At 44.9% G+C, this 15255-nt stretch carries 10 protein-coding genes; 3 read left to right on the forward strand and 7 right to left on the reverse strand.

What is annotated here, in order from left to right:
• Nucleotides 1-1327 (forward strand): sensor histidine kinase (locus tag ACJ751_RS07905; protein ID WP_407744938.1); only part of this gene is annotated, 1327 nt, incomplete at its 5' end.
• Between the two features lie 95 nt (nucleotides 1328-1422).
• Here the strand turns inward: ACJ751_RS07905 and ACJ751_RS07910 are convergent.
• The 7 genes from ACJ751_RS07910 to ACJ751_RS07940 form a co-directional block, all read right to left on the reverse strand.
• Nucleotides 1423-1632, reverse strand: a complete 210-nt coding sequence (locus ACJ751_RS07910) for a hypothetical protein (protein ID WP_407744940.1) — start codon at nucleotides 1630-1632, stop codon at nucleotides 1423-1425.
• Between the two features lie 53 nt (nucleotides 1633-1685).
• Complete coding sequence (locus ACJ751_RS07915; protein WP_407744942.1) at nucleotides 1686-6917, reverse strand: PKD domain-containing protein; 5232 nt, start codon at nucleotides 6915-6917, stop codon at nucleotides 1686-1688.
• 122 nt (nucleotides 6918-7039) lie between these two features.
• Nucleotides 7040-8005 (reverse strand): T9SS type A sorting domain-containing protein, encoded by a 966-nt coding sequence (locus ACJ751_RS07920; protein WP_407744943.1) that lies wholly within the window; start codon nucleotides 8003-8005, stop codon nucleotides 7040-7042.
• 14 nt (nucleotides 8006-8019) lie between these two features.
• Nucleotides 8020-10116 carry a hypothetical protein gene (locus ACJ751_RS07925; protein WP_407744945.1) on the reverse strand — a complete coding sequence of 699 codons (2097 nt, stop codon included), beginning with the start codon at nucleotides 10114-10116 and terminating at the stop codon, nucleotides 8020-8022.
• 438 nt (nucleotides 10117-10554) lie between these two features.
• Nucleotides 10555-11454 carry an alpha/beta hydrolase fold domain-containing protein gene (locus ACJ751_RS07930; protein ID WP_407744947.1) on the reverse strand — a complete coding sequence of 300 codons (900 nt, stop codon included), beginning with the start codon at nucleotides 11452-11454 and terminating at the stop codon, nucleotides 10555-10557.
• A 115-nt stretch (nucleotides 11455-11569) separates the two neighbouring features.
• A complete protein-coding gene (locus ACJ751_RS07935) occupies nucleotides 11570-12319 on the reverse strand; it encodes a pirin family protein (protein WP_407744948.1) in 750 nt (249 codons plus the stop codon).
• A 187-nt stretch (nucleotides 12320-12506) separates the two neighbouring features.
• Nucleotides 12507-13244: a helix-turn-helix domain-containing protein gene (locus tag ACJ751_RS07940; protein WP_407744950.1), complete on the reverse strand. Its 738-nt coding sequence runs from the start codon at nucleotides 13242-13244 to the stop codon at nucleotides 12507-12509.
• Nucleotides 13245-13447: 203 nt separating this feature from the next.
• On the opposite strand from ACJ751_RS07940, the gene ACJ751_RS07945 reads away from it, so the two are divergent.
• Both ACJ751_RS07945 and ACJ751_RS07950 read left to right on the forward strand, forming a co-directional pair.
• Nucleotides 13448-14323: a hypothetical protein gene (locus ACJ751_RS07945; RefSeq protein ID WP_407744951.1), complete on the forward strand. Its 876-nt coding sequence runs from the start codon at nucleotides 13448-13450 to the stop codon at nucleotides 14321-14323.
• Nucleotides 14324-14565: 242 nt separating this feature from the next.
• Nucleotides 14566-15255: alpha/beta fold hydrolase (locus tag ACJ751_RS07950; protein WP_407744953.1), on the forward strand; the 690-nt coding region annotated here is incomplete at its 3' end.

A 15255-nucleotide genomic window follows, 5' to 3' on the forward strand; every position in this document is an offset into this window, starting at 1 on the left:
CGGTAATTCAAATTTCAACCGTTTTGAAATGAAGCATGTGTTTCCGGTGATCGGTGAAAAAATAATGATCCTGAAAGCAAGCAGGGTAAACCAAAGAATACAGCGCGAACAATTGATCATTCTTTCCATACTGGACGTAACAGAGCACAGGCTGGCGGAAAAAATAATTTCTGATCGTGAAGCGTGGTTCCGAAACACCGCCAACAATGTTCCGGTGAAGCTTTGGGTTTCGGGTCCCGATAAGTTTTTCACTTTTTTTAATGATACCTGGCTCAATTATACCGGGCGCACTTTTGAACAGGAAAAAGGTTTTGGGTTTACTTCAGGCATTCATAAAGAGGATGTTGCCCGGTATTTGGAAGCGTATAACAGTAATTTTGAAGTTAAAAGCCCTTTCCAGGTTGAGTACAGATTAAAGCGGTCAGATGGCGAGTACCGTTGGATGCTGGATATAGGAAAGCCCACCTATTCACCTGAGGGATTGTTTTTAGGGTATGTGGGCTCCTGTACGGAAATTCATGATAAAAAACTGACGATCGATGAAATGGAAAACATGGTATTGCAACGAACAAAAGAGTTACAGGAAGCAATAAAGGACCTGGAATATACCAATACGGAATTAAATCAGTATGCATATGTTGCCAGTCATGACCTGCAGGAACCATTAAGAAAGATCATCACTTTTTCCGACAGGCTTGCAGAACGGAATAGCGATCTGTTAAAGGAGGATAAGTCTTATCTGAATAAAATAATAACGTCTGCAGATCGTATGCGGAAGTTAATAAACGACCTGCTTAATTTTTCCAGAATGTCAAGGTTAAGCAGTGAATTTGTGTCAACTGACCTTAATCTGCTTTTAAAAGATGTATTAAAAGACCTGGATCTGGCTATTGAGGAAAAAAAAGCAACGATCCTTGTGGAGAAGCTGCCGGTGATAAAAGGAATTCCTTTGCAATTACATCAGTTGTTTTATAACCTTATGAGCAATGCCCTTAAATTTTCCAAAGATGAAGAACCGGCGAAAGTTGTCATCAGCGCAAGGAAATTAAAACCGGAAGAATTATTAAAATTTACTTCACTTGACCAGAGCAGATCTTATTATGAAATTGTTTTTAAAGACAATGGCATAGGTTTTCAATCCGAATTTGCCGACCAGATATTTACCATTTTTCAGCGATTGAATGAAAGCCCCAAATATACAGGAGCGGGCATTGGCCTTGCCCTTTGCAAAAAAATAGTAATGAATCACAGAGGTTTAATTTTTGCAGAATCAAAACCGGGCAGGGGATCGGCTTTTTACCTTATTTTACCGTTTGAAAAGCAATAATTCAAATGGCAATATTATCTATAGCGTGCATAACCAGGCTATGAATAATAAAAGCCTGGGCGTGCTTCGGCATATAGGTGCCAGGAGGTTGGTGGTTAATGATGTGTTTGCGGATGCAATATTTTAAACAGCTCCTTTTGTAAATCTTCGTTTGACAATTCGTTTAATAACTGGGATTCAATTTCATACCATTTCTTTTTATTGCCTAATACCCCAATTACATAGGTGTGCCCGGCCGGCACTATTTCGCCGGTTTCGGGATGTTTTTTAGAAAGTGTTACCACTACATCTTTATATTTTGACATAATTGTAAGTTAACTAAAATAGTTGGTAGTGTCCTCACTCTACAAAAAGGCAATCAGCGAACCAGCAGTACCGTTCCTTTTAACACGATGGGTTTGCCTTCATTACAGGTTACTTCAGTGATGTATACATAAGCGCCGGGATCGGCTGGCTTGCCATTGAAAGTGCCATCCCAGCCGGAACTGCGGTCACCCGGCAAAAAGTTCTCGCGTCTGAATACCAATTGGCCCCAGCGGTTAAAGATCCGGAAGCTTTTCACGAGCTGGATACCATAACCTTTTATGGAAAATACGTCGTTTTTCCCATTACCATTTGGGGTAAACGCATTGGGAATATACACAGCGCCTTTGCCGCAGGCTACAAAAATGCGCACATCGTCTTCGGATGTACAACCATATTGCGTGGTCACGCGCAGGTGATACGCAATGTCTTTATCTGCTACCAATTGCGGTGCATTGCAGGTAGTGCAGGTTAGTCCGGCAGAAGGCCACCAGTTATAATTCACCACATCGGCACTCACCGCAGGTGATAAGGTAATAACCTGTCCGGCATCTACCGTACGATCGGGCCCCAGGTCAACCACCGGCAGATCGGCCACGGTTACCAGTACAAAACCGGTATCGTTGGGACAGGTGTTGCGGCTATAGCCTACTACCTGGTAGCTGGTAGTTTGATCCGGCGAAGCCACCGTTGAAACTTGGTGCGGACTGTTCAGTCCTGTCACCGGCGTCCATTCCCATTGGTTGGTATTGCCACTGGCGTTCAGTCGGGTTTGATCACCCCGGCAGATCAACACATTATTGCTGTGCTGCAACCTTACTTTTTCATCCACCACGATCCGCACACTGTCTTTTTGCACACAGCCAAAAGTATTTGTCACGGTAACATAATACCGCATTGCCTGCATGGCTGTAACAACGGGCGTGGCAGTGGTAGCATCCTGCAGGTTGGTGACCGGCTGCCAATTATACTGCGAACCGTCATTCGCCTGTAATGGCACCAGGCTTCCTATGCAAACCGTTGTATCTTTTGGCGAGGCGGCAGGTACCGGCAATGCATGAATGGTGATGGCGGCATCGGCGGTTACCTCGCAACCGTATTTTGTATTCACGGTGAACGCCAGATCATATAAGCCGGCATTGTTAAAATAATGGAAAGCGGTATCTGTATTGCTGATGGCGCTGCCATTCAGCTTCCAGGTATATTGAGTGACCAGGTCTTCGGAGTGTATGGTTGAACGAAAGTCGATGGACTGCTGTGCACATTTTTCAACATCGCCATTTATCTGCAGCACTGGTTTGGTAAAGATGGTAACAGGTGCTGCTGCCGTAACATCCGCTGTACAGCCAGTGGTGCTTGTAGCAAGCATTGTAACGGGGTAAGAACCCGGGGTAGCATAGGTATGTATGGGGTTGAGATCGGTGCCGGTATTGGCATCCCCAAAATCCCAGGCGTAGGAAGCCATACCGAAATAACCTTGCGAAAGATTGGTAAACGTGATGGTGCGGTCATCACCACAACGAATAGCGCGGTCGATGGTAAAATCCGCTACCAAAGAATCCACCGTAACCCTGGCCGGCAGCGAATCGATGCAGCCGGCGTTGGTGGTAACAACCAGCGCCAACTGGTGAATGCCACCTGAAAGGGTGTAAGAAAGGTCGCGTGTTGCAGCAGTGGGCCGATCATCCACGTACCATGCATACTGCGCAACAGGATCGGCGCTTGTGCTGTGGTTGTTATATACCCGCAAGGCAGGTGAGCAATACAGGCTGTCTGCCTGGAAGGCTGCAATGGGTTGCTGATGTACCTGCACGCCTTTGGGCAGGGTTAGCGTATCGGAACATCCGTAATAGCTGTTCACAATAAGTGTAATATCGTATTCACCATCCGTGTTATAGGTATATACAGGACTGGCTTGTGCCGATCCCTGTCCATCACCAAACAACCATTTGTACGATACCGTTCCGAAGGCCGTGGCAGATTGATTGGTGAATTGCACCGCCCGGTCGTTGAAGCAACGCAACGGACGGTCAATGCTGAACGCAGCATGCGCTGAATCTACATGGATGGTGTCTGTTGCTTTTAAGGTGAACGGACAACCTTCCGGACTTGTGAGCACGATATTGGGCAAAAATTTCCCTGCCAGCGGATACACGTGGTTCACCGCAGAATCTATAAACGAAGACTGGACCGGTGTGCCATCGCCATAATCCCATGCATAGGTGCTGATATTACTGCCGGTTACCCGTAAGGGCAAAGTATAAGGAGCGCAACCCGTAAAATTGCCTACCTGCAACTGCCCGATGGGGCCTTTGATATGAATGATCTTTGTAATGGAATCGATACACCCGCTTACCCCGGTAATGTGCAGCGTTACCGGATAATAACCGGGCACCGGGTAAATGTGGCGCGACGGATCTTTGTCTGTAGAGCCGGTGCCACCATCGCCAAAATCCCACACATAATTATTGGCATAGAGTGAGCTGTCTGCAAACAATACACCCACCGGTGCACAATTGCTTGTATCCCTGACGGTAAGATCGGCTTTGGGTTTTACCAGCTTGATGTAAGCAGGCGTGGTCACACTATCCATACAGCCATTTTCATCCTTCACTACCAGCTTAATATTGTATTGGCCGGTTGTACTATAGGTGTGTGAGCCGTTATAGCTGGCAGTAGTAGCGCCATCGCCAAAATCCCACAGATAATTAGCATTATAGGCAGATGATGAGTTGTACACAAACACGCTGGTGCTGCCGCATTTTAAAGTATCGTAGCTGTAAAAGCCAGCCGTGGGTCTATAGGCCTTAACATAATTGTTATAGGTAACCTGTGCTGTACAGCCGATGGCATCTTTTATGGTAAGCGATACCGGGTAAAAGCGCACATAACTGTTATTGGTGTAGGTGTGCAAAAGGGCGGTATCCTGAGTGGTAATATATGCCGGGGTACCATCGCCAAAATTCCAGTTCCATTCCACAATGGGTGTACTACCGTTCTGTTTGCTGGTATCTGTAAAATTTACAAGCAGGCTGGGAGCGCAGGTGGTGAGCGGCGCCCCTGTAAAACCGACGGCCGGCCCTTTCACCGTAACAGGCACTGCATACTGAAATGAATCGAGACAACCCATCTTGTCTTCAATGATCAGCTTTATATAAAACACGCCGGTATCGGTGTATTGGTGCGAAGTATTGCCATTCAAATACAGGCCGTAGCTGGTGTAATAATTTTTGTTGTTGATGGTGTAGCGCGGTGTACCGTCGCCAAAATCCCAGGTGTATTTATTAATAAGCGAAGAATCGATACCGATGGTGTGAAAGTTCACCGTTTTGTTGTTGCAGATATCGGTAATGTCCGGTGCAAACCTGGCATGTTCATCGATAATGATAACACGCACCCGGCCACTGGTCACGTTGCCGGTCAGGGTGTCTTTGCGCGTGAACTCCACTACGTACCTGGTAGCCGTTGCAGGGTAGGTATGTGTAACGGGATTCAGGGGCGCAGTAGTGTACAACGGTGAGCCGTCGCCAAAGTCCCAGCTAAGCGGAATTGTATTGCTGAGGGTGTCGGTGAGCGTAAGGGTGTATTTATCACTACAGGTTTTGCCAATAGTGAAGCCGCCACCACCTCCTCCGCCGCCCCCGCCATCGCCTGAACCATCATCGTCGCAAAGATCGGCCACCGCCACGGGTTTGGCGATGGAAGTAACGGTGCAGCCCTGTGCGGTAATGATCTTTAGGGTAATAGAATAACCGCCGGCAGCGGTGTAAGTATGCGAAGCATTGTCAACCGTGGTGGTAGTGGTATAGCCATCGCCAAAATCCCACGCATAACTGACCACCGGGTCAAGAAGATTGGTTACACGTGCAGTGGCTTTTACCGGCAATGGTTTACAGCCATCGTGCGGTGTGTAGGTGAAATCTACCTGTGGCTGTTGAATTCTGATCGCATTGGGTTGTTGCAGGTAAGCGGTGCAACCGGTAATAGTGTCTGTGATCGTAAGGGTTACGGTATAATTTCCAAAACTGTTGTAGCTATGCGCCGGGTCAGCAGTGGCATCATGTGCGCCATCACCGAAATCCCAGTCGTATTTTAAATGATCGGGTGGGGTACTTCTGTTGGTGAACTGCACGGTAAAAGGAACATTGCAGCCAACTGTTTTATCCATCGAAAAGTTAGCCTGCAAACCAGGTCGTACATTAATGAGGTGGTGCGCCGTATCGTTACACCCGGCGGAATTATAGGCGATCATTACTATATCGTAATCGCCGGGTGTAGTAAATGTATGTGAAACGTTCTGCCCAAACTGTGTTGTATTGTTATCAGGGAATAACCATTTTACTGTGTTGATAAAAGCCGCAGGCACAATACTGCCGGATAGCACAGTTGTGGCGCCTGAACATACAGTGTCCGGCATTGTACTGTTAACGGTTGGTTTGCCTGCCAGCACCGCATTGGCGCGAACGGAAGTACTGATGCAATTAGTCCCATTTTTTGCAGTCAGCGTAACGGTATAAGCGCCGGTGTTGGTGTAGGTATGGGTGGGGTTGGCATCGGTTGAAGTTTGGCCGTCGCCAAAATCCCATACATAAGTAATAATTCCGCCGCCTGTGCTGGTGTTTACAAAGGTGGCAGTAAAGGGTGTATCGCAACTGTAATAAGCGGGGATCGTAAAGGACGCATTAACCTTCTGATATACCTGTATGTAGGGTGTTTTAATAGCGGCATCGCTGGTACAGCCCCAGTTGTTGGTTACGATCAGCGATACATTGTAATTACCATTGCTGTTGTAGGTGAAAGAGGGATCGGAGGTAGAACTACCGCCGGCGCCAAAGTCCCACAGGTAATTGGTGATGGTGCCGGTAGCGGTAGTGGCCTGGTTGGTGAAGTGTACGGTGTGCGGTGCACAGCCTGCCAGGTCATCACCTGTAAAAGCGGCTACCGGTTTTGGGTGCACGGTCACTACATCCTGTTTGTTCCTTACATCACCATTGGAAAAAGTAACAGTGAGGGTAACGGTAAATGTGCCATCTGTTAAATAGTTGGTTCCAACGGTGGCGGCGCCATTGTTGATAATGGTGCCATTGCCCAGGTTCCAGTCGCGGCGCACTACTGGTCCGCCGGTCGATAGGTCGGTAAAGTTTACCCCGCTGAGTGGAACGCAGCCTTCTTTCTTATTGATGGAAAAATCAGCAGTTGTCTGCGCCTTTGTGGTAAATGCAGTACAGCAACACAACAGGCCAAGAAGAAGTCTGAACACGTAATATTTATTAGCAGATGCACTCATGATTTTTAACAGTTGCCGGTTACCGGAAAGAAAGAAATAGTTCCAGGTTTCAGGTTACAAGGCTTGGCGAAATCGGCCTTTCGCAATAGAGTCCCTGAAACCTGAAACCTGGAACCTGCAACTTATTGGATCACCAACTTGTTGGTGAACAGCTTTTCCCCTTTGCTGTTCGTGATAGCGACAACGTATACTCCTTTTGTTAAAGCAGGCAGGTTCACGGTGATGTTGCTGCTATTACCGGCCACTCTGGTTGCCCATACCTGCTGACCGGTTAACGTGGTCAATGTTAATTGCAGCCTGCCGCTTACCGGCTGGTTTACCGACAGGTTCAGCCTGGTGGAAGCCGGGTTAGGAGCCAGGCTGATAACGCCTTGCTGATTGATCTGGATGGTTACGATGGAGGAGATGGTGGAATGACCATCCTGATCTACCTGCTTCAGCCGGTAAAAGTTCTTACCATCCCGATAGTGGGTAGTATTGAACAGGTACTGGCTCACCAGGTTGCTGTTGATCTTGCCAGGCACGCTGCCAATGGTTTCAAAAGCGTAGCCGTCGGCGCTATACTGCACTTCGAACGCTTTGTTTTGTTGCTCCTGTGCGGTAGACCAGTTCAGCGTTACCAGGTTGTTGGCATATTGACCAGTAAAAGACAGCAGGTTCACGGGCAACGCCGTTAACGGGTATAAGGTCACATAAGAAAAAGAGCTGTCCAGGGTGCCGGCAGCGTCTACCATTTTGATCGTATAACCGCGGGTAGTGAAACGGGTGGCCGACAACTCGGTCATTAAAAACGGGATCGTATCGATGATCACTGAATCACCTGTTGAATTGATAGCCCATGTTCCCTGGCTGGAGGTGCTGTCTGACGTAACCGTATAAGTGCCGTTGTTGAAAAAATTGTATTTCAGCGTGGCATAGTTAAATATGTTGCTTACTGAATCCTTATGGAACAGGGTAGTAGTAGCAGCGCCTAACACATTCACCTGCTTTTCTACCTTCCAGGTCCTGGAAAATAACTCAGCCGGTTGCGCATGACCCACCATAGCGATGGTAAAGAGCGCCAGTATGGTAATGAATAGTTGTTTCATGATTAATATTTTTATTAATGACCGGCCTCGAATGCTTTCTTTAACCGGAGATCGATGTTTTTGAACAGTATGGAGCCAACGATGATATTGCCGATGGCATTTATTCTTCCGGGAGTGCCGTCGCCGCAATAACTTAAACCGGAGCCCGCCGTCACGATCTTTACTTTGCCGCATTCTTCCACTACTGAGCGGAATACTTTACCGGGATACAGGAAGTGTCCGGGCTGGGTATAGTTGGTTAATGTCAGGTTCTTATCATCGGGGTAGATCCATACCTGGTCATAAGCAATGTCGTGCAGTTTGTTACCGCAGGCAACATTGTCTATCGTAAGGTCGTAAGCGATGCGGTCATTGATCAAATACGGGCTGTTGTATAAGTTGTAGGTATGACAGGCTACTACTGAATCGGGATTATCTGCTTTTTGCTGTTCCATCCAGTAGCCACGCTTATCCCTGTCTACATATTCGCTCAGCCAGGGAATTTTTGCGTTGGTAGGCGCCAGGTGGTGTAAAGCGAGATACGTTCCATCAAGCACCTGTGAAATGTATTTGATGCCGCCGTTTGTGTTGGTTTCGGAAGTAGCAGGGTCAAAAGCATTTACATGCTGATACACCATATTCACCACCGTGTTCTTATCAGCGCTTAACAGCATGGGGGTAGACAGCACATCATAAGGAAAATCCCACGGTGTGGGCGCCTGAAGGCTGGCATCGTGCTTCATCAGCTTGTATACATACTCTGCGTTACAATTGCTGCCGTTGGGACCAGTGGTAGAGCAAACTTCGGTTTCAACGCGATAGAGGTGATAATCCTGGCGGCCGGTAACATTCTGGTTGGTCTGATCCTCAATATCATTGATCGCTTGCTGGTTACATACGTGATAATCGGTTGAGTCGGCTACGAGGGGATAATTCCTGCCCAGTGTGCTGCTCATAATGCCATTGCTGGTAGCGATCCACTGAATGGAATCTTTTTCAGCAACCCCGCCCAGGATCTGGTCAGAGATAAGACCGTGGGTAGCCGCAGTATATAAAGTGTAAGAATTTTTGCTGTTGACAGAGCCGGTGCCGCTGTACACGATCAGCCCTTTATTAGTGCCTATAAACACCTGGCCCAGGCGGTTGCCCCAGATAGCGTTGGCGTTTATGGCCGCGCCGGCAGGAAAGATACAGGACAGATTGTTGGTGTTCACATAAGTCCAGTTACCGCGACGACGAACCGCAAAACCTTTGCCGGCGCTGAGCGTAGCCCACAGATCACCGGAAGGCGTAAGCCACAAGCCATTGAAGATGCCGCCGGCCGGAATGCCGATGGTAGCAAAATTTGCTGAAATGCCGGCGTAGCTGCCATCAATGTTGTATTTCAGCAAACGGGCCGGGAAAGCAACACCCGATTTGCTGGTATAGGGTGCCACGCTGATCCACACTTCTTTCTTACCTGCTGCTATGGAATACACGTTGCGGGTTTGCGCCGTTTGCGTTGCCGTGGGGTTACAGGTATATGCGGGGTAAGGAAACTCAGCAGGGTCTGCACCGCCACGATAATCCTGGTAAGTACCGCGTGACCTAAAACCGATATCTCCTTCCTGTTTGAATGAAAAAGTACCTGGTGTTACGATATAGTCAGGGCTCGACGTGAGATCGTTGTATTTATGCGCACTCCAAACCGTACCGTTTGAATCTATAGCCAAACCGGCACAATTGAGTGTCCCTATGCCGTCACGCCCCAGGTAGGTAAAGCACTCGGCATTTCTGTCGGGCGCCTTGTGCACCATACCCGCCGTGTTGTTAATGGGGATCTGTTCAATACCGCCACCCACGGCGGTGCTGCCACCGCGGCCATTGTGGCCGGCCCAGATATTACCTACATGGTCGGCTGCCAGGGCCTGCACGTTAAAGTTCGCCGTGGCGGCCAGTGCTGTAAACGAGTTGGCATTGGGGTTACTTAATTTGTCGAGCTGATAAACACCATTGCTTCTTCCTGCCCAGATGTTGTAATTGGAATCAACGGCAATGCAGGTAAACGAGGTGCCTGTGTTGTAGCTGGTGGGTTGCATCTGTGCGTGCAAACAAAAAGGCAACAACCACAAAAAGAGTAAACACTTCTTCATGATTAAAGTTTGATTAGCGAATAATGAATGGCAAAAGCAGGAAATCCACCCTGGTTAGGGCAGTATTTTAACGGTTGGTTTCATAAGATGGAGGAAGTGGTACAAATACTCAATACAAGGCAGGGACCTCGATTGATCTATTTGACTTTGTAAATAAAGGGTGATTACAACAGCAGGTGATCGGTGTGTAAAGGCAAAGAATTGTCAATGACAAAGGCGTTTGATAATAAGGGGAGAAGGGTTCCGGTTCTGTGTTTCATAAAGGACTTAGGTTTAATAGTGCCGCAAAAATAGAAAAGTTTTGAATTGAGTGCAAACTACATAGGTGATAAAAGTTATTCACCAGGTAAAATACCAACAAACCACAATAAATGCCCTCCATTTTTGGAAGGCATTTTGTTTTTGTCATCGTTGAAACGGATCTAATTACGTTTAATACTATTTTATAAACTGCTTAATATCATTTACTGCTTCAATGGATGCTTTAGAATCAATATGTGAGAATACCCAGACATGTTTCTGACCTGCAAACTCCTTTATTTTTGCTTTTGCCTGTATGGGTTTGATGCTGGTATAAAAGTTTTTTGAATCATCATTCAATACTTCATCAGTTCCTACCAATAAAAGGACCGGGGGGAATTTTTTGAACTTTAATTCACTGGGGTCTGCTTCTTTCAATTTATTTGGAGCATACAACAAAGCATGGTCATATAGAAATTTTTTACTTAAGATCGGGTCAACTGCCTGCTTTGTTTCGTATGATCTATTATTACACTTTAAGTCAATCCAGGGAGAAATAAGGACCAAAGAAGCTGGCATTGGCAGATCCGCTTTTTGAGCATCATTTACTAAAGATATTGCCAACCCGCCACCTGCACTGTCGCCTATGATAGTAATATTATAGTCAGGATATTTCTTTTGAATTTCACGATACACCTTTAAGATTTCATTGTTGGCTGCAGGAAATGGATGTTCGGGAGACAAGGAATATTCTACGTATAAAATTGTTGACTGTAAAGACCTGGCTAAGTGACTTAGCATAGCACGGTAAGCGTTTATGTTGCCATATGTATATACACCACCGTGCAGGTAAATAATAATGTGCTTTTGATTTACCATATTTTGATTAAACCAATAACTCTTAACCCCTGCAATTTCTGTTGCGTCAATACTAATGGTGCTATCTGGCGGATATACTTTGCCCAGCGTTTCATAAAATGCCCTGAAACCGTTAATTTTTTGCATGGTGCTATCAGGGATGCTTTGCGCATTTATGGAGGATAAGCTTAATTGGAATACACTTAATAAAAAGTATAATTTTAATAATAGTCTGCTCATAGTGGTTTCTTTTAAATTTTTAATTGTAATTGTTTATTTCTATGCAAAGATGTAATTGTGAGAGCGGATAAACTTGTATCAGATCACTATCCTTTTTTTGGGCATTCCTATTTTCTCATTGCAGATTTCCGCTATACATTCCATCATCAAAATGATCAGCGTTTGTTTGTGTAATGAATAATACGATATCGCTTGTTTCAAGTGCCTTGAAAAGCGGGTTTTCCTTTTCTATTAACACACTTTCTCCTGTAGTGAGAAGGATGTCCTCGTTTACCCGTAGTGCTCCATCAAACACATAGAACAGGAAGGTTGTATTTTCAGCAGGTATTTCAGGCAAAATAACTTGCTCACCTTTTCCTAAACGCCTATCCATTAACCAGGTATTGCTTCGTATTTGCAATGGATAATCCTGTCCTTTCCCTGCTATTTTACGCCATTGGTTAGTGCTGTATGCATCTTCCAATTGGTGAAATTGTACCTGTGGTTGTAAGCCGCCAATTTCCGGTCTGATAAAAATTTGTAATCCCTCTAAAACAATTCCTTCCTCCAATACCAGTTCTTCGTGGAAATAACCTGCACCTGCATTCATCATCATCAACTTTTGATTTGAAATAATGTCGGTATTTCCTTCCGAGTCAAGGTGCTTCACTTTACCGCTTCTCAAATAGGTGAGTATTTCATCATCCCTGTGTGGATGCATGGGAATAAGTGTTCCGGGGGGGATTCTGGCGTGGTCTATTCTTCCTATTGTAGAAAAACCCGTATCATTTAATTGCGGACGGATAAGCCCGGGATATAATATTTGTATTCCAAATCCGCCATGTTGTTTACCATACTTAATGGTAGTATCTATTTTTGTTAACATTGCTTACTGTATTGTTATTTACAATACAAAAGTGGTTAACCGGAAGCCGGGAAACTTGTATCAGATCACTGTTCTGTAGAAGTGCTTAATTGAAACCCAGTGGAAATAGCATTATGCTCCCGGGAAATTTTGAACCAGAAGAGAAGGAATGGGCTTTTTCTATAGGTTGTAAATGAAATTTGCCTGACTAATAAATTTGTATCAGGTCACTATTGTGTTTTAAGGCTTTTGGCGGCATCCCAAGCATTTCATACATATACTTATTCAGTTGGGGCAAATCATAAAAACCTGTGTCGTAAGCAATGTCTGTAAGGCTTCTGTCTTTGTCAGAAAGAGTGAGATAAATAACCTGGCGTAATCTTGTCCACAACAAATATTTTGACAAACTACTGCCTGTTTGTTCTTTGAACAAAGAAGCTAAACGGGAAGGGGAAAGGAAAATAATATCGGCAAAAGTTTGAGGGGTTATGTCTTGCTTAAAATAATTTGCCTTAATATATTCAACTATTTTTGTTACTCTTTCATCATAATGAACAGTTGGCAGTTTTGAAAGCAACGCATCTATGATGGTGTAAATGTCAAAGGTATCTTTACCTGTTTGAAAAAAAGTATTTGTTTCGGTTGGGGAATTGAAAATTATATAGTCCTGATCCTCTTGAAACCTGCCTGAAAGCTCCAGGCCTATATTTGAGTATGGCTCTATGTTCAAAACATTTAAACTACCTTTTTCGGCTACGCAAAAATGTCGTACCTGTGGTTTGATTAAAAAGCCATGAATACGTTCACACAACTGACCATTAATAGTTGAATTAAAAGGTGTATCGTTTGACAATACTATTTGATAGGCAGAATGGTGATGGATCTCCACCGTAAGATTGTAGGCTTTAAGGGCAAGAATAAAGGGATTGTTTATTTGTTTGGTCATCGGATGCTTTGGTTGTTAAAAGGCAATCAAAAATAGCATAAAATGACGGTGGACATATAAAAAGCATAAAAAACACTTGACCACCATCAACATTTCCTCTCCGGCTTTCCCGGGCAGCGACTTGTTCTTACCTTGCCCTCATTCCTCTCCCTGTTGAACAAGATCCTGCCTGTTACTATTTCATCAGCTAAAAAACATGTTGTATGTACACTAAACATCAAGCCCTGCGTGCGCGCAGGCGCCTGTCAAAACTGGTTGCTGCTTTTGTTTTGATTGCTTTGTTATTGCCCGCTGTCAGGGGGCTTTCGCAAACTCCCCCACAACACTTTTATGTGGGCGTTAACTTTATCAAGGTACATCCGGGCAAGCAGGAGCAATACCGGCAACTGGTAGAAAAATATGGTAAAAAGGTGAATGAATATTTGTTTAAAAGCCAAAACCTGATGGGCTGGTATTTGTACCAGGTGTTGATGCCGGCGGGCTCTTCCACCGATTTTGATTATGCGACCGTAAATATTGCCGGCAGCCTGGGTGCTTTGCTTGATTTTCCAATGTCAACAAAGGACATCTATAAAAAAGCATTTCCTGAAATGACCGATAAAATGATCAGTGATGTACAAGCGCAGTTTGATGAATGCCGCCATATTGTACGGCGCGAAATTTATTCGCCCGTAGAAGGCGCCCATACAGACGATGCACCCAATGCCCCACCCAGCAAGTACATGCAGGTAGATCTAATGCAGCCCGCCGCCGGTAAAACAGCGGATTATATAAAAATGGAGAAAGAAACATTTTTACCCTTGCATAAAGAAAGAATTAAAATGGGCATCCTGAAAAGCTGGGGTTTGTACGAAAAGATACTGCCGGTAGATACCAGGATGGGATATGAATATGTAACCGTGAATTTTTACGACGACCTCAATAAGTTAGGTGATGGCTATGCCGAATCGGTTAAAAAACTATTCCCGCAAAAAGATACGACTTCCATGTTTAACGAAACGATGGCCGTTCGCACTATTGTGCAGAGTGGCATCTGGAAACTGATGAGCTATGTGGATGCATCGAATATGAAGAAGTAGCCGTTTACAGTGCTTTTGCTTTGCCGGGGCTTAGGCTCTTTGAAATTTGAGCTCGTCGAAAGGCGGGCTTTTTTCGTTAAAATACAGATCCGCCTGCATTCTAAATGATTTTCTGTATAAAATGAATTAGAATTAAAACTAAACTGTGATCATGGTGTGACCATATTTTTATGGTTACCACTTAAAGTGGAATATCCTTTACTTTTACGATATATTAAATATTCACCATTAAAATCAATGAAATGAGCTTTTTAAAATTAAAAGATGGCACTGAACTGTATTATAAAGATTGGGGAACCGGACAGCCTGTTGTTTTTCATCATGGTTGGCCATTGTCAAGCGACGATTGGGATGCCCAAATGATTTTTTTCTTACAAAATGGGTATAGGGTAATTGCTCACGACCGCAGAGGACATGGACGTTCTTCTCAAACTTTTACTGGTCATGAAATGGAAACATATGCTTCAGATGTAGCGCAACTTGTTGAAGCATTAGATCTAAAAAATGCCATCCATGTCGGTCATTCCACTGGCGGTGGAGAAGTGATCCGTTATGTAAATAAGTATGGCAAAGGGAGAGTATCGAAAGCTGTTTTGATAAGTGCCGTAACGCCTGTTATGGTTCAAAATGCAAATAATCCTGATGGAGTGCCCATGAGTATTTTTGATGAGATCCGGATGTTCACAGCAACACAACGTCAGCAATACTTCAGAGACTTTTCTATTCCATTTTATGGCTACAACCGTGCGGGAGCTATCGAAAAGCAGGGCATACGTGATAATTGGTGGCGTCAGGGAATGATGGGTAGCATACTTGCTCACTATGAATGCATAAAGGCTTTTTCAGAAACCGATTTTACCGAAGATCTAAAAAATGTGGACATACCAGTATTGGTACTTCATGGCGAAGACGATCAGATCGTTCCTATAAAC

This window comes from Niastella sp. (assembly GCF_045805085.1).
Lineage (GTDB): Bacteria > Bacteroidota > Bacteroidia > Chitinophagales > Chitinophagaceae > Niastella.

Bases quoted from the DNA above. Each gene is read 5' to 3' on its own strand.
- ACJ751_RS07920 (WP_407744943.1), bottom strand. From the start codon at position 8,005: ATGAAACAACTATTCATTACCATACTGGCGCTCTTTACCATCGCTATG.
- ACJ751_RS07945 (WP_407744951.1), top strand. From the start codon at position 13,448: ATGTACACTAAACATCAAGCCCTGCGTGCGCGCAGGCGCCTGTCAAAA.
- ACJ751_RS07940 (WP_407744950.1), bottom strand. From the start codon at position 13,244: ATGACCAAACAAATAAACAATCCCTTTATTCTTGCCCTTAAAGCCTAC.
- ACJ751_RS07915 (WP_407744942.1), bottom strand. From the start codon at position 6,917: ATGAGTGCATCTGCTAATAAATATTACGTGTTCAGACTTCTTCTTGGC.
- ACJ751_RS07910 (WP_407744940.1), bottom strand. From the start codon at position 1,632: ATGTCAAAATATAAAGATGTAGTGGTAACACTTTCTAAAAAACATCCC.
- ACJ751_RS07930 (WP_407744947.1), bottom strand. From the start codon at position 11,454: ATGAGCAGACTATTATTAAAATTATACTTTTTATTAAGTGTATTCCAA.
- ACJ751_RS07935 (WP_407744948.1), bottom strand. From the start codon at position 12,319: ATGTTAACAAAAATAGATACTACCATTAAGTATGGTAAACAACATGGC.
- ACJ751_RS07925 (WP_407744945.1), bottom strand. From the start codon at position 10,116: ATGAAGAAGTGTTTACTCTTTTTGTGGTTGTTGCCTTTTTGTTTGCAC.